The organism is Pseudomonas sp. UBA6562, assembly GCF_002434265.1.
Classification (GTDB): Bacteria; Pseudomonadota; Gammaproteobacteria; order Pseudomonadales; family Pseudomonadaceae; genus Aquipseudomonas.
Genome location: NZ_DJJS01000007.1, coordinates 446,063 through 471,292, shown reverse-complemented (window position 1 = coordinate 471,292; position 25,230 = coordinate 446,063). Strand labels below are relative to the sequence as shown.

10 protein-coding genes (1 of these 10 running past the window's edge) are annotated in these 25,230 nt (G+C 67.9%); 2 read left to right on the top strand and 8 right to left on the bottom strand.

What is annotated here, in order from left to right; translation table 11 throughout:
• Nucleotides 1-24: 24 nt before the first annotated feature.
• From B4M43_RS14175 to B4M43_RS14160, 4 genes are read right to left on the bottom strand one after another with little or no spacing between them, the layout of a single operon-like run.
• Complete coding sequence (locus B4M43_RS14175) at nt 25-1,374, bottom strand: LLM class flavin-dependent oxidoreductase (RefSeq protein ID WP_296268065.1); 1,350 nt, start codon at nt 1,372-1,374, stop codon at nt 25-27.
• Nucleotides 1,371-2,645: an acyl-CoA dehydrogenase gene (locus tag B4M43_RS14170; RefSeq protein ID WP_296268064.1), complete on the bottom strand. Its 1,275-nt coding sequence runs from the start codon at nt 2,643-2,645 to the stop codon at nt 1,371-1,373. The genes B4M43_RS14175 and B4M43_RS14170 overlap by 4 nt, the downstream gene beginning before the upstream one ends.
• A 42-nt stretch (nt 2,646-2,687) precedes the next feature.
• Nucleotides 2,688-3,620: an ABC transporter permease gene (locus B4M43_RS14165; protein WP_296268063.1), complete on the bottom strand. Its 933-nt coding sequence runs from the start codon at nt 3,618-3,620 to the stop codon at nt 2,688-2,690.
• Nucleotides 3,617-5,200: an ABC transporter substrate-binding protein gene (locus tag B4M43_RS14160; RefSeq protein ID WP_414707843.1), complete on the bottom strand. Its 1,584-nt coding sequence runs from the start codon at nt 5,198-5,200 to the stop codon at nt 3,617-3,619. The genes B4M43_RS14165 and B4M43_RS14160 overlap by 4 nt, the downstream gene beginning before the upstream one ends.
• A gap of 627 nt (nt 5,201-5,827) precedes the next feature.
• On the opposite strand from B4M43_RS14160, the gene B4M43_RS14155 reads away from it, so the two are divergent.
• Entirely contained in the window at nt 5,828-7,990 is a 2,163-nt protein-coding gene (locus tag B4M43_RS14155) for a TonB-dependent receptor (protein ID WP_349681651.1), read from the top strand.
• Between the two features lie 335 nt (nt 7,991-8,325).
• Nucleotides 8,326-8,970, top strand: coding sequence for a helix-turn-helix transcriptional regulator (locus tag B4M43_RS14150; protein ID WP_296268060.1), 645 nt, complete (start codon nt 8,326-8,328; stop codon nt 8,968-8,970).
• Between the two features lie 63 nt (nt 8,971-9,033).
• Here the strand turns inward: B4M43_RS14150 and B4M43_RS14145 are convergent, their stop codons facing one another.
• The 4 genes from B4M43_RS14145 to B4M43_RS14130 form a co-directional block, all read right to left on the bottom strand.
• Nucleotides 9,034-11,031, bottom strand: coding sequence for a MacB family efflux pump subunit (locus B4M43_RS14145; RefSeq protein ID WP_414707854.1), 1,998 nt, complete (start codon nt 11,029-11,031; stop codon nt 9,034-9,036).
• An 8-nt stretch (nt 11,032-11,039) separates the two neighbouring features.
• Nucleotides 11,040-12,197 carry a macrolide transporter subunit MacA gene (gene macA, locus B4M43_RS14140; RefSeq protein ID WP_296268058.1) on the bottom strand — a complete coding sequence of 386 codons (1,158 nt, stop codon included), beginning with the start codon at nt 12,195-12,197 and terminating at the stop codon, nt 11,040-11,042.
• 103 nt (nt 12,198-12,300) lie between these two features.
• Entirely contained in the window at nt 12,301-23,667 is an 11,367-nt protein-coding gene (locus B4M43_RS14135) for a non-ribosomal peptide synthetase (protein ID WP_296268057.1), read from the bottom strand.
• Nucleotides 23,664-25,230, bottom strand: partial view of a non-ribosomal peptide synthase/polyketide synthase gene (locus tag B4M43_RS14130; RefSeq protein WP_296268056.1) — the final stretch only. The gene runs 20,783 nt beyond the window's last position; only the last 1,567 of its 22,350 coding nucleotides appear in the window; the start codon falls outside the window, past its right edge — the gene reads right to left on this strand; it ends in the stop codon at nt 23,664-23,666. The genes B4M43_RS14135 and B4M43_RS14130 overlap by 4 nt, the downstream gene beginning before the upstream one ends.

Genomic DNA, 25,230 nt, shown 5'->3' with positions numbered 1-25,230 from the left:
TCGAAAGAAAACCGACGCTGCGGGTCAGGCCCGCAGCGCGTATTGGTTGGTGGGAAACGGCAACCCCAGGTGCTCGCGCAGGGTGCTGCCGGTGTACTCGCGACGGAACAGCCCTTGCCGCTGCAGCAGCGGCACCACTTCGTCGACGAAGACCTCCACGCCGGAGGGGAACATGTCCGGCATGATGTTGAAGCCGTCCGCCGCGTGCGCCAGGTACCAATGGCTCAGGGTCCGGGCGACCTGCTCGGGTGTGCCGACCAGCAGGCGGTGGCCGACCAGGATCCGCCGCGACAATTGGCGGATGCTCAGGTTTTCCCGGCGCGCCAGGTTCAGTTGCGCTTCGAGAAAGCCCTGCGAGCCGCGCTCGAAGTCCGCCACGGCGCCAATGCGCTGCCAAGGCAGCGGTGCGTCCGGGTCGAGCTCGTGGGCCGCGATGCCGATGCGCCCGGCCACCTGTTCCAGCAAACCGTGCTCGCCGTGCCAGGCGTTGAGCTCGTCGAAACGCGCATGGGCCTCGGCCTCGGTACTGCCGATCACCGTGGAGAGCCCCGGCATGATCTTCAGGTAGTCGGGGTTGCGCCCCCAGGCTGCGGCGCGGCCTTTCATCTCGCGGTAGAACTGCTGGCCGTCCTCCAGGGTGGTCTGAGTGGTGAAGATGGCATCGGCGTAGCGCGACCCGAGGGCCTTGCCGCCTTCGGACGACCCGGCCTGCACCAGCACCGGCCGGCCTTGGGGCGAGCGCGGCACGTTCAGCGGCCCCTTCACCGAGAAGTGCTGGCCGACGAAGTCGATGCTGTGCACTTTGCCCGGATCGGCAAAGCGCCCGCCACGGGCGTCGCCGATCACGGCGTCGTCCTCCCAGCTGTCCCACAGCTTGAGGGCGACGTCGATGAACTCGTCGGCGCGGGCGTAGCGGTCGACGTGCAGCGGCGCACCGGCCAGTCCGAAATTCTGCGCAGCCGCATCGCCTGCATTGGTCACCACGTTCCAGGCGGCCCGACCGCCACTGATGTGGTCGAGCGAAGCGAATCGCCGGGCGAGGTTGAACGGGTCGTTGTAGGTGCTCGAGGCAGTGGCGATCACGCCGATGCGCTGCGTGGCCAGGGCCACGGCGGTCAGCAGCACGGTCGGTTCCAGACGGCCTGCCGGCTGCTTGGACACATCGCCGACCAGCGCCGGGCCGTCGGCGAGGAAGATCGCGTCGAGGCAGCCACGCTCGGAAATTCGCGCGATGTTGCGGTAGTACTCGACATCCAGATAGGCGTTGGCGGCCACCTCGGCCGTGCGCCAGGCTCCGGCGTGCGCACCGAAGCCAAGGATGTTCATGCCTAGGCTCATCTGCCCGGCGCGGATGTTGTTGCTGCTCGTGGTCATACTGCGCTCGCTTCGTCGCGCACGCTGGCCGCCTGCTTTTCGGCGTCGGCCGCTTGCAGACTGCGCCACGCCGCGTTCGGGGTGATGTCGTTGAGGTAGTAGTTGCCCAGCGCCCGCTCCCGGTGGATCGCCGGATTGTGCGAGGCCAGCGTGCGCGCGTTGCGCCAATGGCGGTCGAAGCGTTGGCTTTCGCGGGTGGCCGAGGCACCGCCGACTTCGAACAGCAGCGTGGTGGCCTCCAGTACCTGTTCCAGCACGATCTGCTGGGCCTGATAGGCACGGATCTCGGCCTCGGTGTAGTGCTGCTCGGCGACGTAGCCGCCCTGCTCCGCCTCATGCACCTCCTGCAGCACCTGCGCCACGGCGAGGACCTGCGCGCGCGCCGCATAGGCCAGGCTGGAAAGGCGCCCGATGACACGTTGCACCAGCGGATCGTCCTTGGGGCTGGATTGCCCCGGAACGCCGAAGGTACGGGTCCGGCCCTTGACGAACGCGGTCGCGTCGCGCAACACCGCGTTGGCGATGCCGGCCAGGGTCGCCAGATGGAACAGCTGGTAGAACGCACTCAGGTACGACTCGGCGCGCAGCTCGTCCTTCTTGAAGCGACGCACGATGTGCTGGGTCGGCACCTGCACCGAGGCGAAGCGCGTGGTGCCGCTGCCCGTCAGGCGCTGGCCGAACCCGTCCCAGTCGTCCTCCACCGACACGCCCTGCGCATTGGTGGGCACCGACACACTGACGAAGTCCTCACCGTCGAGGGCCACCGCGGCGATCCAATCGGCGTACAGGGTGCCGCTGCAATAGAACTTCTCGCCGTTGAGCGACCAGGCCGTGTCGGGGTTGCCGGGCTCCTGGGCATCGAGGGTCACCGAGTTGCGCGTGGTGTCCGTGCGCTCCGCCATCGCCGCGCCCCACAACTGGCCGTCCGCCACTTTGGCTAGCCAGTAGGCCTGGGATGCCGGGTCGAGGCTGGACAGCCGACCTTCGACGAAACCGAAGTGCGCGCGCAGGATCTGCGGCAGGTTGGAATCGGCCTCGCCCAGGTCGATCAGCAAGCGAAACAGCTGCGGCAGGCTGGCACCCAGCCCGCCCTGGGCCTTGGGCACGCGCAGGGCGCCAAAGCGCGCCTCGCGTAGCCACGAAATGGCGTCATGGGCCAACGCCCGCTCTTGCTCGCGGGCCACAGCGCCCTCGGCGATGCGCGCGAAGATTGCGCCGAAACGCGCCTGCAATTGCTCGTCGGTCACGGGGTCGGAAATGGCAGTAGTCATGGGTTTTCCTTGTCGAAAGAGGTTTCGTCCGGTAGGCGACGCTCACGCATGGGCGCCTCGCGGGTCGATCCAGCGGTTGATCAGGTCGACGGCCAGGTTCACCAGTACGTACACGGCAGCGGCCAGCAGGGTCACGCCCAACACCATCGGCACGTCCTTGTTGCTGGCGGCCTCGAGCATCAGGCGGCCCAGCCCCTGGCGGGCGAACAGCAGCTCGATCACCACTGCGCCGCCCAACAGGCTGGCGAACATGAACCCGGCCAGGGTCACCAGCGGCACCAGCGCATGCCGCAGCGCGTGGCGCAGGCGCACGGCCGTTTCGGAAAGCCCGCGCGCCCGGGCCATGGCGATGAAGGACTGCTCCAGGGTGTCTTCCAGGGACTGACGCAGCAGTTGGGCCAGCACTGCCGCAACGGGCAGGGCCAGCGCCACGGTAGGCAGGATCAGCGCACGCCAGCTGTCGGAGCCGGACGGCGGCAGCCAGTGCCAATGGAAGGAGAACACCAGCAACAGCAGGATGCCGATGACGAAAGACGGCGACGACGAGACCACCAGCTCGGTCCCCGAGACCAGCGACCGGACCCCGCGCGAGCGGTTGGCCGTGAGCGTCGCGACGACCAGCGCCAAGACCACGGCCAACACGCCTGCGCTGATCGACAGTTGCACGGTCGCACCGACCTGCTCGCCGATGGCCTGCGCGACCGGGATGCGCAAGCGGTACGACTCGCCCAGATCGCCGTGCAGCAGACGCCCCAGGTAGTGGCCGTACTGGACGACCAGCGGCTGGTCCAGGCCGTATTCGACGCGGACCCGAGCCAGCGCTTCGGGGGTGGGCAGCGCATCGGGACCGCCGAGAATCGCCAGCGCCGTGTCGCCGCCGCTGAAGTTCACCGCCAGAAACGTCAGCGTCGCCGCCCCCCAGAGCACGCCGATCCCGGCCAGCAGGCGTAGGGCGACACCTGCGAACAGGCTCATGGCCGCCCCCTGTCCAGCCACACGCTGGGGAAATACGGCACGTTGTGGGAGGCGTCGAAGATCAGACCCTTGACCTCGCGCCGATACGCAGCCAGCACTTGACTCTCGACCGAGGGCACGGCGGGCACCGTTTCGGTCAGGCGCTTTTGCGCGGCGCCGTACAGCCGTCGCAGCTCGTCCGGATCGTGTGAGCGTCGGGCGGCGCTGAGCAGACTGTCCAGTTCGGCATCGCGGAAGTTGCCCGAATTCTGGCCGATGAGCTTGGCCGTGCTGATCGATTGGCTGTGATAGAGCACGAACAGGCCGTCCGGCGTGTTGGTGTGCCAGTAGCCCGCCGCCAAGGCCTGGAACTTGCCGGCGTAACGGCGCTCGGTGACGCGGGTCACTGGCAGCACTTCGATCGGCATGTCGAAGCCGACCTTCTTCAGGTCGGCCTGGATCGCCACCGAAACGCTGGCGGGAAAGGCTGGATTGTCGTAGGTCAGCAGCGTGGCCTTCAGGCGCTGGCCGTTGCGCGTGCGATAGCCCTGGGCGTCGTGTCCGGTCCAGCCGGCCTGGTCGAGCAAGGCGTTGGCTGCCGCGACGTCGTAGGCCAGCGCAGCGCCATTGGGCTGATAGAAGCGCGTGTTGGCCGCCAGATAGTCGGCCTTGCCGATGAACTCGCCGAACCCGGAAATCCAGGCCAGCCCGTCACGGTCGATGGCTTTGGCCACGGCTCGACGAACCCGCACATCGTCGAAGGGCGGCTGCTCCACGTTGAAGGTCATGCTGCGGCTTGGATTGCCTTTGCGGATGCGGCTGCGCAGCACCAAGTCGGGGTTGGCGCGAATGGCGGCGGCATTTTGCGGCGGCGCATCCAGGGCGAAATCCGATTGCCCCGACTCCAGCGCCGTGAAGCGGATCATCGCCTCGGGTACGTAGCTGAGTTCGATGCGGTCCAGGTAGGCCTCACCGACGTGCCGGGTGACCGCTGGCGCCCAGTCGTAGCCCTTGCGTTTGACGAACACCGCGCGCTGGTCGCGGGTATAGCTCTGCAGCACGAATGGCCCGCTGCCTACCGGGTGTTGGGCGATGCGCTTGGGCGCTTCACGGATCTGTCTGGGTGAGACCATGCCCAGCCACGACTGCGCCAGCACGTCGAGAAACGGGGTGTAGGGTTCGCGCAGATGGGCTTCGAAGGTGTATTCGTCGATGACCTTGCCGCCGATGTAGGGCGCGATGTAGGCGGCGGCCAGGGGCGACTTGGTGGCCGGGTCGCGCATGTGCTCGAAGTTGGCCTGCAAGGCTGCGGCGTCGAAGCGCTCGCCGTCGCTGAAGGTGACGCCCTGGCGAAGGTGGAAGGTGTAGGTCTTGCCGTCGGCGGAAATGTCCCAGGAGGTGGCCAGCCACGGCGAGATGTTGCCTTGTTCGTCCTGCGCCACCAGGCAGTCGAACAGAAGCCGCCCCATCCACTGCATGTTGCCGTGGGACAACGCATGGATATCGAAACTGCCGGCATCGGCGGCCGCCGATACCCGCAACGTTCCGCCCCTGCGCCCGGGCGCCTGTTCGTGGAAGTCCGACGCGGGATAGGTGACCACACCGTCGACCCGATTGCCGTCTGCGTGCGTCTGGGCGGACGTTGGCGCAGGCGCCGGCGAACAGGCCATGAGCGCGAGGCAAATAGATAAGTTTGGCAGTGTGTTGAAGCGCGCGACCACAGCAAGTTCCTTGGTTGTTCCGGCTGAAGTCTTTTCGATCCCAGCCCGTATAGGGACTATGCAGTGAGCATGCCAGGGTGATTTGCCCATTCATTTAAACGGTGTCGAATGCCTGTCCGCCGTAGATACATTCCGCTGCGAGGCCGCACAGATCGGGCGCTGCCCCTGGCCTATTGAAGCGCTTGACTTTCGTTGGCCATCCGCGCGTCTGCGAGACCTTCATCTAACGATATAACCCGAAGCCTTGGTCGGCCTGCTGGATAACTTACAGACTGTGTTTTTACTGTTGGATTTTCGACATATCCCCCAACTACGCCACTGTTTCAACGCAAACACCGTTTCCAAAAAAAGCTGCCAACCAGCAAGCGTTTTTATCGATGACATTAACCGAGGCCCTGATTTATCGCTCAGGAAGCGTTGGCATGGAAACTGCTGCAAGCACTGCAGGCATGACTATACGAATAGAAAGCTGCTACTCATTTATCTATTCATTGGGGAACACGTTAGATGTATTCAGCTTTTCGCGGAGCGTTGCACAGATTGCCGGTGGCCATTCGCAAAGCCACCTGGCTGACACTGGGATTGGGCTCGGCCCTGCTGCTGGCCCCCGGCGTACACGCCGACGAGCAAACACCTGAGACCGACACCCTCCAGACCGCCACACCACGGCTCAACACCGTCACCGTACAGGCGCGCAAACTCAGCGAAGTGCAGAGCGCCATGAGCCAACTGGCCGAAGTGCCGGGTGCCACCAGCGTGGTCGACAGCGAACAGGTGGGCAAAGGACGCACGGCCACCTTGCAGGACACGCTGGCCTACCAACCCGGTGTGTTCGTGCAGTCCACGGGCGGTAACGATGCGGCCAAGATTTCGATTCGCGGTTCGGGCGCCAACACTTCGCCTGGGTATTTCCGCGAAGGCATCAAGTTCCTGTTCGATGGCCTGCCCATTACCGGGCCCGGCGGCACCCCCTACGAATTCCTCAACGCCTCCGGGGTGAACTACACTGAAATTCTACGCGGGGCTAACGCTTTCCAATACGGCGCACTGGCCTTGGGCGGTGGGATCACCTTCGTCAACCACACCGGCTACACGGCGCCGGGCCTGCGCCTGCGCGCCGAAGCCGGCAGCTATGGCTACCAGAAGCAAAGCCTGAGCCTTGGCGGCGTGGAAGGAGACTTCGACTACTACCTCAACGCCGACAACTACCGCAACGACGGTTACCGCGACTATAGCCTGTCGAAAAGTCAGGGCATCGTCGCCAACTTCGGCTACACGTTCAGCCCGAAACTGGAAACCCAGTTGCTGCTGCGCTACCGCGACGAATACCACAACGACCCGAGCCCCACCACGCTCGACGCCGTCAAGCACCACACCCGCGACGCCAGCGCCACGGCCGCCAGCAGCGGTGCTGGCAGCCGCCGTCCGGGCAGCGTTTGGGTGGGTAGCAAGACCACCTACACCTTCGACGACGATTCGAAACTGAGCGTCGGTGCGTCCTACTACGAGTACGCTCACAACAACAGCCCCAACAGCCCGTCCAACCCCAGTTACTGGGACTGGCACGACCTCTCGTTCGTGCTCGGCTACGAGCGCACCGATCAGCTGTTCGGTCACGAGAGCCGCAGCAATCTGGCGTTCACCTCCACCGAACACCTCAAAGGCGAGGTGAACTCCACGTTCGCCAACAAGCAAACCCGCAAGTTCGTCGACTACGGTTCGTCGTTCGACCACGTGTTCTCGCTGGGCAACGATCTGCAGTTGGTCGACGGACTGTGGCTGACCAGCGGTGTTTCCGCGGTCAACGTGCGTCGCCACGCGGACGTGAAACAAGCCTTGCAGGCCAACACCACCAACTACCCCAGCGATGTGACCTATGACAACTGGAGCCTGGCCCCGCGCCTAGGCCTGCGCTACGAGTTCACCCCGCAGTTGCAGGCCTTCGCCAACGTCAGCCGCTCGATCGACCCGCCAGCGTCTTGGGAGTATTCGGGTTCCGGTCCGGCGCTTCCTTATGTGCGCCCCCTGGTGGAACAGAAAGCCAACACCGTCGAAATCGGCGTGAAGGGCTCGGCAGGCATCTTCGACGGCAGCCTGGCGCTGTACCGCTCGTGGGTGCGCGACGAATTGCTCAACGTGCAGATCATCGCCCCGACCGCTACGGCGGCGGCAGTTACCGGCGCCTTCAATGCCACGCCGACCATTCACCAGGGTGTGGAGGCCGGCCTCGATACCCGCCTGTGGGAAAACCAGTCTGGCGAGCAGATCACCCTCCGCCAGGTCTATACCTACAACGACTTCTACTACCGCCATGACCCGACTTTCGGCGACAACCAGTTGCCTGGCATTCCCAAGCACATCTATCAGGGCGAGTTGCAATACGAACACCCCAGCGGCTTCTACACCGGGGTGAACGTGCAATCGGCGTCGCGCACCGCCGTCGACTACGCCAACACTTTCTATGCGCCTTCCTACACCCTCTTCGGCGCCAACGTGGGCTTCGAGGCACCGAACAAAGACTGGAAAGTGTCGCTGGACGTGAAGAACCTGGCCAACAAGAAGTACGTCACGGCCGTACAGCCGATCTACAACGCCAATGGCCAGGACACGGCGGCGCTGTATCCCGGCGATGGCATCGGCGCTTACGTGGCGGTGGAAGTGCGCTACTGAAACCCCTGGACTGCCTCAGGGGTTCGGGCCCTGGCTCGCTCTTGCAGCGATGGAGGCGTCTGACACGGCACCGAACCACTGCCCCGGCATGACTTGCGGTCGGGTCGGCCCGCGCGCTACGACCCGCCGCTGCTCCAGTTACTGCGCAGCAGACGCGCCGCCGCACGAGCGTCGAGCGCCGAACCGCAAAAAATGCCACCCGGTTGGCATTCCTGAGGTTTGCTTTCTACCCCGCCCAATCGTTGTACTAGCATACCCTCCACCCGCGACACGGCCTCAGGATGCAGGCCCGTACCACGGCGAAGCACCGCACCACACACATCAGGGACGACACGATGAATTCGCACTTGCTCTATCCGCAGATCGGTAAGGTGATTGCCAGCGCCGGCAGCCGCCAGTTCTCCCGCTTGCTGCACAACTTGATCCAGGCGCATCTGACCATCGATGCCATGCACATACGCCCGTCGAGCACTGCGCCCGCCGCTCTGCCCAACGCCTCGCCGCTGATCGACGAGACGGTGTTCTCCTCCGACCAAGGTCTCGAGGACGGCTTGGACGACCCTTCCCGGCTGCACTTGATCAAACCCCATGGCGATGCCCGCTACGAAATCCAACTGCGGCGCGCAGGCTCGGCCTTCGGCTTTTCGGCCCACGAACGCAGCCAACTGGACGCCATCACGCCGTTGTTGCTGCCCATGCTGGAGAAGCATGTCGACGCGCTGCGGCCATGCGCCGACCCGCCCGGGCCAGAGCGCCTACGCCAGCGCTTCCTCGAACGCCTGGCGCAATCGGGGCTGAGCCTGTCCGAGCGCGAGTGCCAGGTCTGCCTGGGCCTGCTGGCCGGCCATACCGCGCCGCAGCAGGCCGAACGGTTGCAGCTCAAGGTCAACACGGTGGAAAGCTACCTGCGCCGCGCGGCGATCAAACTGAACATCGGCGGGCGCCATTCGCTGATGCGCTGGATGTACGGGGAAGTCTGACACCCCGCGCTGGATCGGCGGCCCCGCCAGATGCATCAGCCGCCTCTCCTTCAATGACCCTGCTCAATCCCGCGCCAACGCCTCGATCGGGTCCAGGCGCGCCGCGTTGCGCGCCGGGACGAAGCCGAACACCACGCCGATCAGCGTCGAACAGGCGAATGCCATCACGATCGACCCGGGCGAGAAGACCATCTCCCACTGTTTGACGAACAGCTCGAAGAGCGAACCGATTCCGTACGACAGCGCGATCCCCACCACCCCGCCGAACAGACAGACCATCACCGCCTCCACCAGAAATTGCTGGCGAATGTCCGACTGCCGCGCGCCCACCGCCATGCGGATGCCGATCTCGCGGGTGCGCTCGGTCACCGACACCAGCATGATGTTCATCACGCCGATGCCGCCCACCACCAGCGAGATCACCGCAATCAGCGACAGCAGCAAGGTCAACGAGCGGCTGGTCTTTTGCACGGTCTGCATGATGCTGTCGAGGTTGTTGGTGAAGAAGTCCTTGCTGCCATGGCGCTGCAACAGCAGCTTGGTCACCTCCTCCTCCACGCGCTTGCTCGGCACGCCGTCCTTGATGCGCACGCTGATGCTGTCCAGGTGGCGCTGGCCCAGCACGCGTCCGGCAGCGGTCTCGTAGGGCATCCAGATGTTCAGTTGGTTGCTGGCGAGAAATAGGTTGTTGTTCTCGGCGGTGACGCCGATCACCGTGCACGGCAAGTTGCCGACCAGAATCACTTGCCCGAGCGGATCGACGTTGCCGCCGAACAGTCGCGCGCGCGTGTTGTGGTCGATCACCACCACCTGAGCCTGGCGACGGGCGTCGTCGGCGCTGAACACGATGCCTGAAGCCAGGGGAATGTTGCGCACCTGGAAGTAATGCTCGCTGACGCCATTGAGCTGCACGTCGACATCCAGGTTGCGGTAGCGCACCAGCGTGCTCTGGCCGATCACCGGGGTGGCGCTGTCGACGTAGTACAGCGCGTTGAGCGCGGCGGCATCGGCCGGTAGCAGGGTCTGGATGGTCTTGGCCCGGCTGTCGCCGAAGTTGCTGCCCGAATAGACGTCGATGGTGTTGCTGCCGATCGCCTGGATGTCCTTGAGCACATAGCCTTTGGCGCCTTCGCCGATGGCCGAGATGGACACCACCGACGTGATGCCGATGACGATGCCGAGCATGGTCAGCAAGGTGCGCATGCGGTGCGACACCAGCGCGATCCAGGCCATCTTGAAGGCTTCGCGGAACATGCCCAGGCGTGCCGCCAAGCGCGGCGCGGGCCGTGGCTGCGAAGCCGTGTCGGCCGGCGCGGCGGGCAGCGCTGGGACTGCATTGCGCCGGTCGCTGACGATCCGCCCATCGCTCACTTCGATGATGCGCTGGGCATGGGCAGCCACCTTGGGGTCGTGGGTGACCAGGATCACCGTATGCCCGGCAGCGTGGAGTTCCAGGAGGATGTTCATCACTTCCTTGCCGCTGGCGGTGTCCAGGGCGCCGGTGGGTTCGTCGGCGAGGATCACCTGCCCGCCGTTCATCAAGGCACGGCAAATGCTCACCCGCTGCTGCTGACCGCCGGACAACTGGCTGGGACGGTGCGTGAGGTGTCCCGCCAGGCCCAGTCGCGCCAGCAACTCATGTGCCCGCGTATGCCGCTGCCCCTGGACTGTGCCGGCGTACACCGCCGGTATCTCGACGTTGTGCAGCGCGTCGAGGTGCGGCAGCAGGTGGTAGCGCTGGAAGATGAAACCGAAATGGTCCCGGCGCAACGCGGCCAGGGCGTCGTCGTCCAGCTCGCGGGTTTCCTGCCCGCCCACCCGGTAGCTGCCGCTGCTGGCGTTGTCCAGACAACCGAGAATGTTCATCAGCGTCGACTTGCCCGAGCCGGAGGCGCCGATGATCGCCACCAGCTCGCCGCTGCGGATCTCCAGGTCGATGCCTTGCAGCGCCAGGAATTGGCGGTCGCCCGCGGTGAAACTGCGGCTGACGCCGTGCAGGCGCAGCAAGGGTTCGTCGTTGCCGCCGGAGACGGCTGTATGCGGGTTGAACTCGACCGTCATGTTCACGCTCATGCCCCTGCCTGGCCGGCCACCGGCTCACCGATCACCACCCGGTCCCCTTCGGCCAGGCCGTCTTCGATCTGCACCCTGACGTTGTTGTTGATGCCGGTGCGCACGTTGCGCGCCTGGGCGAAACCCTTGGCGTCGAGCACCCGCACCGGGAAGCTGCCGTCGTCGTTGCGCAGGCCCAGGGCCGCCACCGGTACGCTCAGCACCCCGGCAGCGGTGTCGAGCACGATGTGCACCTGGGCGGTCATGGAGATGCGCAGGCGATGCTCGGGGTTGGGCACGTCGAACAGCGCGTTGTAGAACACCGCGCCGTTGGGCTTGCCGGTACCGCCCTCGCCCTTGTCGGTGCTTTGCACATAGTGTTGTGGGGCCGGCTCGGTGCCGCGCAGGGTGGCGTGGTAGCGCGTGTCCTCGCCCAGAATGGTGAAGTACACCGCCTGACCCGGCGCGATATGGATCACGTCGGCCTCCGAGACCTGCGCCTTGACCGTCATGGTGTCAAGGTCGGCCAGCTTGAGCAGCACCGGGGCCAGTTGGTTGGCGATCACGGTCTGCCCCTGTTGCGTGACGATCCCTACCACATGGCCGGTGATCGGTGCGTTGATGCGGGTATAGCCGAGGTTGACCCGGGCCGTATCGATCTCCACCCGGGCGCTCTGGATCTGCGCGTCGAGCGAGCGCACGGCCGCCTCGCGGACGCGAAACTCCGCTTCGGCGCTTTCGAAATCCTGGCGCGAGACCGACTCGTCGCTCTGCAAGTCGCGGTAGCGCTCGTACACGCGCCTGGCCTGCTGCAGCTGGGCCTGGGCCGAGCGCCGTTCGGCCTGGAGCTTTTCTTCGTCGACTTCGGCCTGGCGCAGCGTGTTGCGCAGCACCAGCGGGTCGATTTCGGCCAGCCACTGGCCTTGCTTCACCTTGTCGCCCAGCTTGACCTTGAGCGACTTCAACTGCCCCGACACCTGCACACCGACGTCCACCTGCTTGATGCCTTCGAGCGTGCCGGTGGCCAGCACCGCGTTCTCGATGTCGCCGCGCACGACCGTTGCGGTGATGTATTGCGGCGCCTTAGCCGGTGCCTGCACTGCGTACAGCGTAATACCGGCGACCAGCGCCAGCGCGGCGCCAAGGCCGTATCTGCGAAACCTGGACTTGTCCATGCATGCTCACTTTGTCGTTGAACGGCCGCCCCTGCCTGCGCAGGCGCGCCCTGAGCCGCGAGCACGATGCCCGTCGCATCGCCCGCTCGCGGTAATGCCTACCCTATTGCGCGACCTGGCCCACCGGCCGCGCCTGGCCGTCCTGCCACCAGGCCGCCAGGCTGAACACATCCGGCACCTTGAGGATGCTGAAGTGGTTGCCGGGCCCGCGCCACAGCGCCAATTGCGGCATCAGTCGCCGCCAGCCGACTTCCATCGCCACCTGTTCGCGCGCGTTGCCGGCCGCATCCAGGCTCGGGTCCTCGACCAGCACCAGGCCGACCGGCCCGCGGTAAGGCAGGGTCGGTCGATAGCCGGTGCGCAGCGCCGTGGCGAAGGTGCGTACCGTGCCCTCGAGGACCTTGGGCTGCGAGCGCGCCGGCAGCAGCCCGACCCGTACCATGGCCGCGTGCACTTGGCGCAGTTGCTCGTCGTCGCTGGCCTGGACGAAGGCGCGCGGCTCGATGCCCAGGGCTTTGCCGGTCGACCATTGCAGCGCCTCGATCAGCCGTTGCAGCGCTTGCTCGAAGGTATGCGCCTGGCCACAGGTGGCGCCCTCGCCCGGCGCCTCGCTGTCGATCAGGGTCAAGGATTCGACGACGCGCCCCTTGGCCTCGAAACGCGCCGCCAGCGCATGGGCCACCCAACCGCCGAACGAGTGGCCCACCAGGTTCAGTGGCCCTTGCGGGTACAGCGCTTCGATGGCCCGCACATGGCAATCGGCTGCGGCTTCGACCGAAGCGTGCGGCACCGAGAGGCCATCCAGCCCACGGGCCTGCAAACCGTACAACGGCCAGTCCGGCCCCAGCGCATCGGCCAGGCCGATGAAGCTGGTGATGCTGTCGCCGGCGCCGGGTACGCAGAACAGCGGGGTGTGGCCCAGTTGGCCGGTCTGGATGGCCACCAGCGGCTGGTAGGTGGCTGGCTGTGGGCCTGGGCCGGCGGCGACACGTTCGAGCGCGCGGTCGATGGCCGCGCCGAGCGAAGCCACTTGCGGTGCCTGCATCAGGCTGCGGTGGTCGCCGGGTACGCCGATCTCGATCAAGGGCTGGTTCGGCAACGCCGCGCTCCAGCCAAGGTCGGCCAAACTGTCGCTGCCCTGCTCGGCGCGCAACAGGTGCACCGGCATGCCCAGGGGTGCCAGGCGATAGTGGGCCAGGGCGTAGCCGTGGGCCAGCTCGCGAGCGAAATAGTGGTGCAATTGCTCGTCGCTCATGCTGGACCACAAGCCGTACAGCAGGTGCTGCTCGCGGCAGCGGGCGACCAAGGTGGCAAAGTCGGCCTGCTCGGTTTGCAGGCGTTGCAGCTGGGCCAGAGGCGCCTGCCCCGCTTCGCCCTGGGTACGCCAGAAGGCCTCGCAGTTGAGCAGCAGTTGCCGCTCCAGTGCGCGCGGCCCCTGCCAACGCGATTTGCCCTGGTCGGCCAGGCGCGGCACGTAGGTGTCGATCAGGCCGAGGAATTCCACGGGCTCGTCCGCGCCCAGCAACTGGTTGGCCATCTCCCACGCCAGCACCCCGCCGAACGACCAGCCGGCCAGGCGGTACGGCCCGTGCGGCTGGATCTTGCGCAGCTGCTCGATCTGGTAGCGCGCCAGGCATTGCAGGGTGCGCGGCTGCGGTTCGCCACAGAGCACACCCGGCAACCCGTACACCGGGTAGTCGCCGGCCAGGTGCTGGCCCAGGACCGGGAAATAGAAGTCCAGCCCGGTGAATTCGTGCACCAAGAACAAGGCCGGCTGGCTGCCGGTGGCCCTGACGGTGACCACGCTCGGCGCCTGTGCGGCCCGGTTGGCGTCCAACTGGCGGGCCAGGGCCGCGACGCTCGGTTGTTGGAACACGTCGTTGAGCACGGCGTGCATACCAGCCTTGGCGAGACGGTCGAGCAAACGGATGGCTGCCAGCGAGTGGCCGCCGAGTTCGAAGAAATTGTCGTGACGCCCGACACGCTGCACGTCCAGCAGCTCGCCCCACAGGGTGGCCAACAAGGTTTCGGTGTCGCCTTCGGGGCTCTCGTACGCTCGCTCCTGACCTGCCAGGGGCATGGGCAGCGCCTTGCGGTCCAGCTTGCCGTTGGGGCTCAGCGGCAACGCAGGCAGGTGCACGAACAGCGCCGGCACCATGAAGGCCGGCAAGTGCGCCAGCAGCGCGGCGCGCAGCGTTTCGCCCTCGTGGGGCAAACCGGTGTAGTACGCGACCAGACCTTGGTCGCGGGCCACCACCACCGCCTCCTGAATGCCGGCGACGGCGGTCAGCCCGGCCTGGATCTCGCCCAGCTCGATGCGCAGGCCACGGACCTTCACCTGGTCGTCGTTGCGCCCCAGGTATTCGAGGTTGCCGTCGGGCCGATGCCGCGCCAGATCGCCGGTGCGGTACAGGCGTGCGCCAGGCTGGACGCCGAACGGGTCTTCGATGAAGCGCTCGGCGCTCAGCTCGGCGCGGTTGAGGTAGCCACGGGCCACCTGCACGCCGCCGATGTACAGCTCACCGGTCACCCCTTGCGGCACCGGCTGCAGCCGCGCGTCGAGCACATACAAAGCGGTGTTGGCGATGGGTTTGCCGATCGGCGTGTTGTCCGGCGCGCCGACGCAGTGCCAGGCGCTGACGTCCACCGCCGCCTCGGTCGGGCCGTAGAGGTTGTGCAGGGCCACGTCCGGCAGGTGCGCGTGGAACCTGCGCACCAGGCTGCCCGGCAGGGCTTCGCCGCTGCACATGACCCGCTCGAGGCGCCCGGCATCGAAACCCTCGCCAGCGCCCTCCTCGGCCAGCGCTTCGCCATGGGCCAGGAACACGTCCAGCATCGACGGCACGAAATGCAGGGTGGTCACGCCTTCGCGGCGCATCACCTCGCCCAGGTACTGCGGCTCGCGATGCCCCCCTGGCCGCGCCATGACTAGCCGGGCGCCGGTCTGCAACGGCCAGAGGAATTCCCACACCGAGACATCGAAGCTGAACGGGGTTTTCTGCAGCACCACATCCTCGGCGCCCAAACCGTAGGCGTCCTGCATCCACAACAGACGGTTGACCACCCCGCGGTGCTCGTTCATCACCCCCTTCGGCAGCCCGGTGGAGCCGGAGGTGTAGATCACGTAGGCCAGATGCCGCGAGGTGAAACCCGCAACCTGCGGGTTGCTGGCCGGCTGCGCGTCCCAGGTCGGCCGGTCCAGGTCGACGATCCGGCCGCCCTGCGGCACTTCGCGCGTCGCCGCGTGCACCAGGACCGCCACCGGCGCGCTGTCGTCCAGCATGTGCCGCACGCGTTCGGCCGGATAGTCCGGATCGACCGGCACGTAGGCGCCGCCCGCCTTGAGGATGGCCAGCAAGCCGACCACCATCGACAGCCCGCGCTCGACGCAGATCGCAACGCGATCGTCCGGTTTCACCCCAAGGCCGATCAGGTGGTGCGCCAGGCGGTTGGCCTGTTCGTTCAATTGCCGGTAGCTCAACGCGCCTTCTTCGGCGCTCACCGCCATGGCCTGGGGTGTGCGTTCGACCTGCGCTTCGATCAGCCCATGCAGGCTTTGCTCGAGGTCGTAGCCCACCGCCGTGTCGTTGTAGCTGCGCAACAGCCGCTCGCGCTCGTGGGCATCGGGCAGGACGGTGTGGGCGGCAATGGCCTGGGCACCTTCGGCGAAGGTGCGCAGCAGTCGTTCCAGGTAGCCGGCATAGCGCTCCACGGTGGCCCGGTCGAACAGGGCCGTGGCGTAGACGATGCCGCCGGCGAAGCCCTCGCGCCCCTCGCCCATGCTCAGGCTCAGGTCGAACTTGGCGACGCGGGCCTGGCCGCCCAGGGCGGTCGCTTCCACGTCGCCCAGTCGCAGCGCCTGGCGGTCGGGGCTGCCGTCCCAGTCCAGCGACACCTGATAGATCGGCGTATGGGCCAGGCTGCGCGGCGGGCGCACGGCCTCGACCACCTGTTCGAACGGCAGGTCCTGGTGCGCCTGGGCCGCCAGCACCGTGGCCTTGACCTGCGCCAGCACAGTGGCGACGTCCGGCGCGCCGGCGGTGTCCACGCGCACGGCGATGGAATTGACGAACATGCCGATCAGACCATCCACTTCGGCCTGCCGGCGGTTGGCCAGGGGCGAGCCGACGACCACTTCGTCCTGGGCCGCCAGCCGCGCCAGCAACACCGCCCAGGCCGCCATGAACAGCATGTAGGGAGTGACGCCCTGTTCGCGGCACAGCGCCTTGAGCGCAGCGCTCAGGCCCGGATCGAGGCCGATCGGCACGCTGTCGCCGCTGTAGTCCTGGCGTTCGGGCCGTGGTCGGTCCCAGGGCAAGCTGACCAGGGTCGGCGCGCCTTGCAGCTGCGCCGCCCAGTAGGCCGCTTGCTGGCGCAGGGTCTCGCCATCCAGCGTGGTGCGCTGCCAATGGGCGTAGTCCAGGTACTGCACGGCCAGCGCCGGCAACGGGTCGTCGCGGCCCTGGCTGAAGGCGCCGTACAGCTCGCCCAGTTCGCGCACCAGCACGCCCAGCGACCAGCCGTCGGCCACCAGATGGTGCAAGGTCAGCAGCAGCACATGGTGCTGGGGCGCCAGTTGCAGCAGCCGCCCGCGGATCGGCAGGTCCCGCTCCAGTGCGAAGGGTTGCCGGGCTTCCTGCTCGGCTTCCTGCACGATCAGGGCCGCCAGTGCTTCGTCGTCCTGGGCAGGCAGCTGCACCTTGGTCAGGCTGAAGCTTTCGTGCGCCAACAGCACCTGCGCTTCGCCATCCCGCTCGACGAAACGGCTGCGCAAGCTCTCGTGCCGCGCCACCAGACGCTGCAACGCCCGCTCCAGCGCCGGCGTGTCCAATGCCCCGCGCAAACGCAGGCCCAGGGGAATGTGGTAGGCCGCACTGCCTGGCGCCATGCGCGCCAGGAACCACAGGCGCTGCTGGGCGAAGGACAACGGCAGCGGCGCCACGCGCGGGCTCGGTTGGATCGCCGGCAACGCCTCGGCCGGGCGCTCGGCGAGGCTGGCGGCGACGGCGGCCAGGCGATCGTCGGCGAACAGATCGGCCAACGCCAGTTCCACGCCCAGGCGCTCGCGCACTTGGGCCAGCATGCGCATGGCCAGCAGCGAATGGCCGCCCAGCTCGAAGAAGCGGTCATCGCGCCCGACCTGCGGCACCTGCAGCAACGCCTGCCAAAGCGCGGCCAGGGCTAGCTCCTGCCGGCCTTGCGGCGCCTCATAGGCCGCCGCCGCTAAATCCTGCGGCCCGGGTAGCGGCAGCGCGGTACGTTCGACCTTGCCGTTGTTGCTCAACGGCATCTGCGCCAGCGCCACATAGGCGGCTGGCACCATGTAGTCCGGCAGGCGCGCGCGCAGGTAACTGCGCAGGTCGCTCGCCTGCAACGCCTCGTCCAGGCGCGTGTACCACGCCACCAGGCGCGACGGCCCCTGGGACGCGGGCACGGCCATGACCACGACGTCGCCGATGCCTGGGCATTGCGCCAACTGCTGCTGGATCTCGCCCAGTTCGATGCGAAAGCCGCGGATCTTCACCTGGTCGTCGTTGCGGCCCAGGCATTCGAGCCGGCCATCGGCCTGCCAGCGCACCAGGTCGCCGGTACGGTACAGCCGGGCACCAGGCACTGTGCTGAAGGGGTCGTCGACGAAGCGCTCGGCGGTCAGCGCCGGACGGTCGAGGTAACCCAAGGCCACGCCGTCGCCGCCGAGGTACAGCTCGCCGACCACGCCAAGGGGCGCCAATTGCCCGTGGGCATCGAGCACGTACGCCTGGGTGTTGCCGATGGGGTGGCCGATCGGTACGTGGCTGGCCTGGGCGTCCAGCTCGGCCACTTCGCAGGTGACGGCGAAGGTGGTGGTTTCGGTCGGGCCGTAGCCGTTGATCAGGCGCACGCCCGAGGCCTGCGCCAACAGCGCACGGAACGCGGCCGGTTCGGCGCGCTCGCCGCCACTGAGCAACAGGCGCAGCCCGCGCAGCGCTTCGGGCAGCAGGTGCACGTACTGGTTGAACAGCGCCGTGGTCAGGAACAGCACAGTGATGCCCTGCTCCACCAGCGCGGCCGCGAAGCGCTGCGGGTCGAGCAGGGTCGCGTGGTCGACCACCCGCACCTGGCCGCCGTTGAGCAGCGCGCCCCAGACTTCCAAGGTGCTGGCGTCGAAGGCCGGGTTGGCGGCCAGGGCCACGCGGTCCTGGGCGTTGAAATCGGCATAGCCGTTGTTCAGCACCAGCCGCGCGATGCCCCGGTGCGGCACGCATACCCCTTTGGGCATGCCGGTGGTGCCCGAGGTATACATCACGCAGGCCATCGCATCGGCCGCGCGAGGCAGCGCGGGGTCATGCGCAGGCTGGTCGTCGAGCGTCAGCCGGTCGAGGTCGATGCGGGGGGCCGCAAGCGGCGCGACCGTGTCGCTCTGAGTCAGTAGAACGGCGGCCTGACAGTCTTCGACCATGAACGCCTGGCGTTCGACCGGAGCGTGGATGTCCAGCGGCACATAGGCCGCAGCGCATTTGAGCACGGCCAGTTGCGCCACCAGCAGCGGCAACGAACGGGGCAGCAGGATCGCGACACAGGCGCCCGGCGCCACGCCTGCGCCGACCAGGTGGTGGGCCAAGCGGTTGGCGCGCGCGTTGAGCTCGGCATAGCTCAGGGCCTGCTTGCCGTGCACCGCGGCAGTCGCCTGGGGATGGCAGGCCGCCTGGCGCTCGAAGAGCCGTTCCACGCTCTGCTCGCGGGGATAGTCGCGCTCGGTGGCGTTGAGCGTGCGCAGCAGCAGCTGGCGCTCCTGCTCGTCGGGCAATGGCACCTGCTCCACGCTGGCTTGGTCGTCGCCCACCATCGCCCACAGCAGCGTGTCGAAATAGCCCAGGTAGCGGCGCACGGTGCTTTCGTCGAACAACGCCGTGGCGTAGTCGAGGCTGCCGGCCAAGGCGTCGCCCTGCTCGCCCAGGTTCAGTGCGAGGTCGAACTTGGCCACCGGTTCGGCTTGGGCCACGGCCTCGAGTTGCAACCCGGGCAGTTGCAGGGCCGAACCCTGGGTGGCCTGCCAGTTGAGGGTGGTCTGGAACAGCGGCGTGTGCGCCAGGCTGCGTAGCGGGCGCACGATCTCGACCACTTGCTCGAAAGGCAGGTCCTGATGGGCCTGGGCCTCCAGCACGCGTGCGCGCACCTGTTCGAGCAATGCCTGGGCCGTGGGCGCGGCTTGCGTGTCGATACGGATCGCCAGGGTGTTGACGAACAGCCCCGACAAGGCTTCCAGCTCGGCACGGTTGCGACCGGCCACCGGGCAGCCGACCACGACCTCGCCCTGCCCCGACAGCCTGGCCAGCAGCGCCGCCCAGGCACCCAGCACGACCATGTACAGCGTCAGCCCATGGCGCCTGGCCAGAGCACGCAGGCCAGCGCCCAGGCGCGGCTCGAACTGCAACGGCAGGCTCGCGCCGGTGAAGTCCTGTCGTTCGGGGCGTGGCCGGTCGGTCGGTAGCTTGAGCAGGCTCGGCGCCCCGACCAGCGCTTCGCGCCAATAGTCGGCCTGGCGCTGCAACTGCTCGCCGGCCAGCCAGCGCCGTTGCCACACGGCGTAGTCACCGTACTGGATGGCAAGCGCCGGCAGCGGGTCGTCCAGGCCTTGCCGATAGGCCGAGTACAGCGTGCTCAGCTCCTGGGTGAGCACACCGAGCGACCAGCCATCAGCGACGATATGGTGCACGGTCAAGGCCAGCACATGGTAGTCGGCGTCCAGGCACAACAGGCGGGCGCGCAGCAGCGGGCCCCGGACCAGGTCGAAAGGCGCGCCAGCCGCCTCGCGCAACTGTGCCGCCAATGCCTCCGGGCTCGATGCGTCGCGTTGGAACCAGCCGTCCCCGGCATCGGCGGCGAGGCTCACCTCGGCGCTGTCGCCACAGGGCACGAAGCGGCTGCGCAGCGTTTCGTGGCGCTCGACGATGCGCCGCAACGCACGCTCCAGCGCCTCGGCATCCAGCGGCCCGCGCAGGCCCAGCGCCAGCGGCACGTTGTAGGCCTGGTTGCCGCCTTCCATCTGCGCCAGGAACCACAGCCGCTGCTGGGCGAACGACATCGGCAAGGCCTGCTCGCGCGGCGCCGGCACGATCGCCGGCAGCGCGCTGCGTCCGGCGCTGGCCAGCACGGCGGCCACCGCCGCCAGTTCGGCGTTGGCGAACAGTTCGGCCAAGGCCAGCTCCACACCCAGACGCAGGCGCACCTGCGAGACCATGCGCATGGCCAGCAGCGAATGGCCGCCGAGGGCGAAGAAGTGGTCGCGCCGACCGACCCGCTCGACGTGCAGCAGTTGCGCCCAGATCTGCGCCAGGGCCTGCTCGATGTCGCCCTCGGGGGCTTCGAAACCCTGCTCGAATAACGCCGAGCGATCCGGCATCGGCAGCGCGCGGCGGTCGAGTTTGCCGTTGGCGGTCAGCGGCAAGGCCGCTATTTCGACGAAGGCCACCGGCACCATGTATTCCGGCAGATGCGCTTGCAGCTGGGCCCGCAGGCCTTCGGGCGTCGCCGCTTCGACCTCCGCCTGCGGCGTGAAGTACGCCACCAGGCGCAGTTGCCCGGGTTGGTCCTCACGGGCCAGCACCACGCTTTCGTTGATGCCGGGCAAGCCGGCCAGGCGGCTTTCGATCTCGCCCAGCTCGATACGCACGCCACGGATCTTCACCTGGTCGTCGTTGCGGCCCAGGTACTCCAGGGTGCCGTCGGCCAGCCAGCGCACCAGGTCGCCGGTGCGGTACATGCGTGCGCCCGGTGTCGCCGTGAACGGGTCCTGGAGGAAACGCTCGGCGGTCAGCGCCGGGCGCTTGAGGTAGCCCCGCGCCACCCCGGCGCCGCCGATGTACAGCTCGCCCGGCACGCCCAGCGCCACGGGCTGGCGACGCGCGTCGAGCACGTACAGGCGGGCGTTGTCCACCGGCCGGCCGATGTGCAGCGTCCCGCCCGCCTCGACCACGCCGGAGCTGGCCACGACGGTGGTCTCGGTCGGGCCGTAGTTGTTGACCACGTCGAAGCGCTGGGTGCGGTTGAACGGGCGCAGGCGGTCGCCGCCGACCAGCAGGGTGCGCAAGGTCGGGTGGTCGAGCTGGTGGCTGAAGGCGTACTCGGCCACGGGCGTGGGCAGGAAGCTGACATCCAGCGGCTGGGCCTGCCACCAGGCGAGCATGGCGTCGAGGGCTTCGTGGCCGTCGGCGTTCGGCGCCAGGTGCAAGGTGGCGCCGGCGCACAAGGCGGGCCAGACCTCCCAGGCCATGGCGTCGAAACCGAAACCGGCCAGGCACGAGGTGTGCCGGCCCTGGCGCAGGTCGAAGGCGCGGCAGTGCCAGTCGACCAAGTTGTCGACGCTCTGGTGCTCGACCATCACGCCCTTGGGCTGGCCGGTGGAGCCGGAGGTGTAGATCACATAGGCCAGGTGGTGCGCGTCGAGGCCCGGCACGACCGGGTCGTGGTCGCGTACCGGCCATTCGGGTCGGTCGAGCAGCAGCACGGGCACTTGCCGCGCGCCCAAGCGCCCACACAGGGCGTGCTGGGTCAGGATCGCCACCGGCGCGCTGTCGTCGAGCAGGTACTGCACGCGCTCGTCCGGATGGGCGGGGTCGACCGGCACGTAGCCGGCACCGGCCTTGAGCACGGCCAGCAGACCGACCAGGGTCTCCAGGCCGCGCCGGGCCAGCACCGCGACGCGGTCGTCGGGGGCTACGCCGAGCCCGATCAGGTGATGGGCCAGCGCATTGGCCTGGCGATTGAGTTCGGCATAGCTGAGGCAGGCGCCGTCCTGGGTGGCGGCCGTGGCGTGCGGGTGCGCCTGGGCCTGACGCTCGATGCGTCGCTGCAAGGTCAGGTCGCCGACATAGGGGGCCTGGCAGGCATTGAAGCCTTCCAACAGTGTCTGGCGTTCGCTGTCCGGCAGCATCTCGAGCGTCGCCACCTGGGCCTGCGGCGTGCGCAGCAGGCTTTCCAGAGTCTGCTGGAGGTAGGCGCAGACCCGCTGCGCCGGCACCTCGGTACTGGCCAGCAGGGTCAGGCGCAAGGCCTCGCCCAGGTCGTCGACGCTGAGGGTCAGCGGGTAGTTGGTCGCCTCGACCGAATCGACCACGTCGATCCCGGCCAGCGCGGCGCGCCGTGGCGCATGAGTAGCCGCCGCGCTGTGGCGGTAATTGAGCAGCGCGTTGAACAGCGGCGCCGGTGCCGCCACGCCGCTGCATCGCTGGGCCAACGCCAGGGGCGCATGTTCGTGGCGCATCAGCGCGCTCAGGCGCTGGTGGGTGTCGCGCAGCGCCGTCGGCAGATCCACCCCCTCGAGGTCGACCCTGAGGGGCAAGGTGTTGATGAAGATGCCCAAGGCCCGATCCGTGGCCTCGGCGCCTTGCAGACGGCCCATCAGCACCGTGCCGAACACCACCTGGGAACGGCCGGTCAGGCCGCCCAGTACGCGGCCCCAAGCCAGATGGAACAGGCTGGCGAGGCTGACGCCCTGTGCCCGCGCATAGGCACGCAGGCCCTGGCACAGCTCAGGAGGCAGATCGAGCGCATGCTCGTGGTGCACGGCGCCGTCGCCCTGTACGTCCTGAAGGCCATAGGCCAGGGTCGCCTCGTCGACGTCGCCGAGCATGTCGCGGAAGAACGCTTCGTGCTGCGCCTGGCCGATGCCCAGCACCGCCTGCGCCACATAGTTGCGGAACGGCACCGGCGCGCCCAGGTGCTGCGCCTGCCCGGTGAGGAACGCGATCAGTTCCTGGCGCACCACCTCCAGGGCACTGTGGTCCATGGCGATGTGGTGGAACTGCAGCGTCGCGCTCAAGGGGCCGTCGGCTTGCGCCGGCTCGCGCAGCAAGCGGATCAGCGGCGCCTGGGTCAGGTCGAAACGGTGGCGCGCGGGATCGTCCTGCGCCAGCGTCAGGATCGGCAGCTCGACCTGGCGCCAGACCACTTGCAGCGGGGTTTCCAGGCCCTGCCAATGCACCGAGGTGCGCAGGATGTCGTGGCGGGCGACGACGCCGCGCAAGGCCTCGGCGAAGTCCTGCAAGCGCTGTTCGCTGGCGAACTCGAAGCGCGCCTGCATCACGTAGGGGTCGTGCCCGGTGGCGCTGGCGTGGTGGAACAACATGCCCTGTTGCAGCGGCGCCAGGGGGTAGATGTCCTGCACGTTGGCGGCGCCGCCGGGGATGCCGGCGACGAGCCCGTCGAGGCTGGCCTGGTCGAGCTCGATCAGGTTGAGCAGCGCCGGCGTGAGGTGCGTGCAGCCGGGCGCGATGAGGTTGTCGGGCACGTGTACCGCCCCCTGCTTGACGGCCACGTACTCGCCGCGCTCGATCATCGCCACCAGCGCGGGCTTGTGCTCGCGCAGGCGCGCCACCAGGGCGGCGTCGGTCAATGCCTGGCGGTTGCCCTGCACCACCAGTTGGCCGTCCTTGAGCGCCAGTTGCACGTTGTTGGCCGTGAGGGTCGTAAGTAGTTGGTTGATGCTCACAGGACGATCTCCATTCTGTCTGTGATGGCTGCGTAGCCGGCCAAAGTGGGTTGTTCGAACAGGGCGCGCACGTCGGCTTCCAGGCCCTGTTCGCGCAAGCGCGAGGTCAGGGTCACCGCCAGCAGCGAGTGGCCGCCCAGTTCGAAGAAGTTGTCGTGGCGCCCTACCCGCGCCACGCCCAGCAGCTCGCTCCAGATGGCGGCCAGCAGGGTTTCGGTGTCGCCTTCGGGCGCTTCGAACGGGCGCTCCTGCGCCACGCCCGAATCGGGCAGCGCCTTGCGGTCGAGCTTGCCGTTGGGGCTGAGCGGCAGCGCGTCCAGGTGCATGAACTGCGCCGGCACCATGAACTCGGGCAGATGCGCGAGCAGTGCGGCGCGCAGGGCGTCACCGGCCTGCGGCGCGCCGGTGTAGTACGCGACCAGGCGTTGTTCGCGGGCGACCACCACGGCCTCCTTGACCCCGGCGACGGCGGTCAGGCGCGCCTGGATTTCGCCCAGTTCGATGCGCAGGCCGCGCACCTTCACCTGATCGTCGTTGCGCCCCAGGTAATGCAGCGTGCCGTCGGGCGCGTGCCGTGCCAGGTCGCCGGTGCGGTACATCCGCGCGCCCGGCCGGGTGCTGAACGGGTCGTCGAGGAAGCGCTCGGCGGTGAGTTCGGGCCGATTCAGGTAGCCGCGGGCCACCTGCACCCCACCGATGAACAGCTCCCCGGCCACGCCCTGCGGCACCGGCTGGCCTTGGCCATCGAGCACGTACAGGGTGGTGTTGGCGATGGGCGTGCCGATCGGGGTGTCGTCCGGCGCCGTGACGCATGGCCAGGCGCTGACGTCCACCGCAGCTTCGGTCGGCCCGTAGAGGTTGTGCAACTCGACGTCGGGCAACTGCGCGTGGAACCGGCGCACCAGGCTGCCCGGCAGGGCTTCGCCGCTGCACAGCACGCGCTTGAGGCCGTCGGCCGCCGCCTCGCCATGGGCGAGGAAGACGTCCAGCATCGAGGGCACGAAGTGCAGCGTGGTCACGCCTTCGCGGCGGATAGCCGTGCGCAGGTACTCAGGATCGCGGTGCCCGCCCGGCCGGGCCATGACCAGGCGCGCGCCGGTCTGCAACGGCCAGAGGAACTCCCACACCGAGACGTCGAAGCTGAACGGGGTTTTCTGCAGGACCACGTCGTCGGCCGTCAGGCCGTAGGCGTCTTGCATCCACAGCAGTCGGTTGACCACTGCGCGGTGCTCGTTCATCACGCCTTTGGGCAAGCCGGTGGAGCCCGAGGTGTAGATCACGTAGGCCAAGTGCCGTGGGGTCAAGGCTGCGACCAGCGGGTCGCTCGCCGGCTGCGCCTGCCAGGTCGGCCGGTCCAGGTCGACGACGTGCGCATGCGACGCCACCTCGCGGGTCGCGGCATGCACCAGCAGCGCCACAGGCGCGCTGTCGTCGAGCATGTGCCTGACCCGCTCGGCCGGGTAGTCCGGGTCGACCGGCACGTAGGCGCCGCCCGCCTTGAGAATGGCCAGCAGCCCCACCACCATCGACACCCCGCGCTCCACGCAGATCGCGACGCGGTCG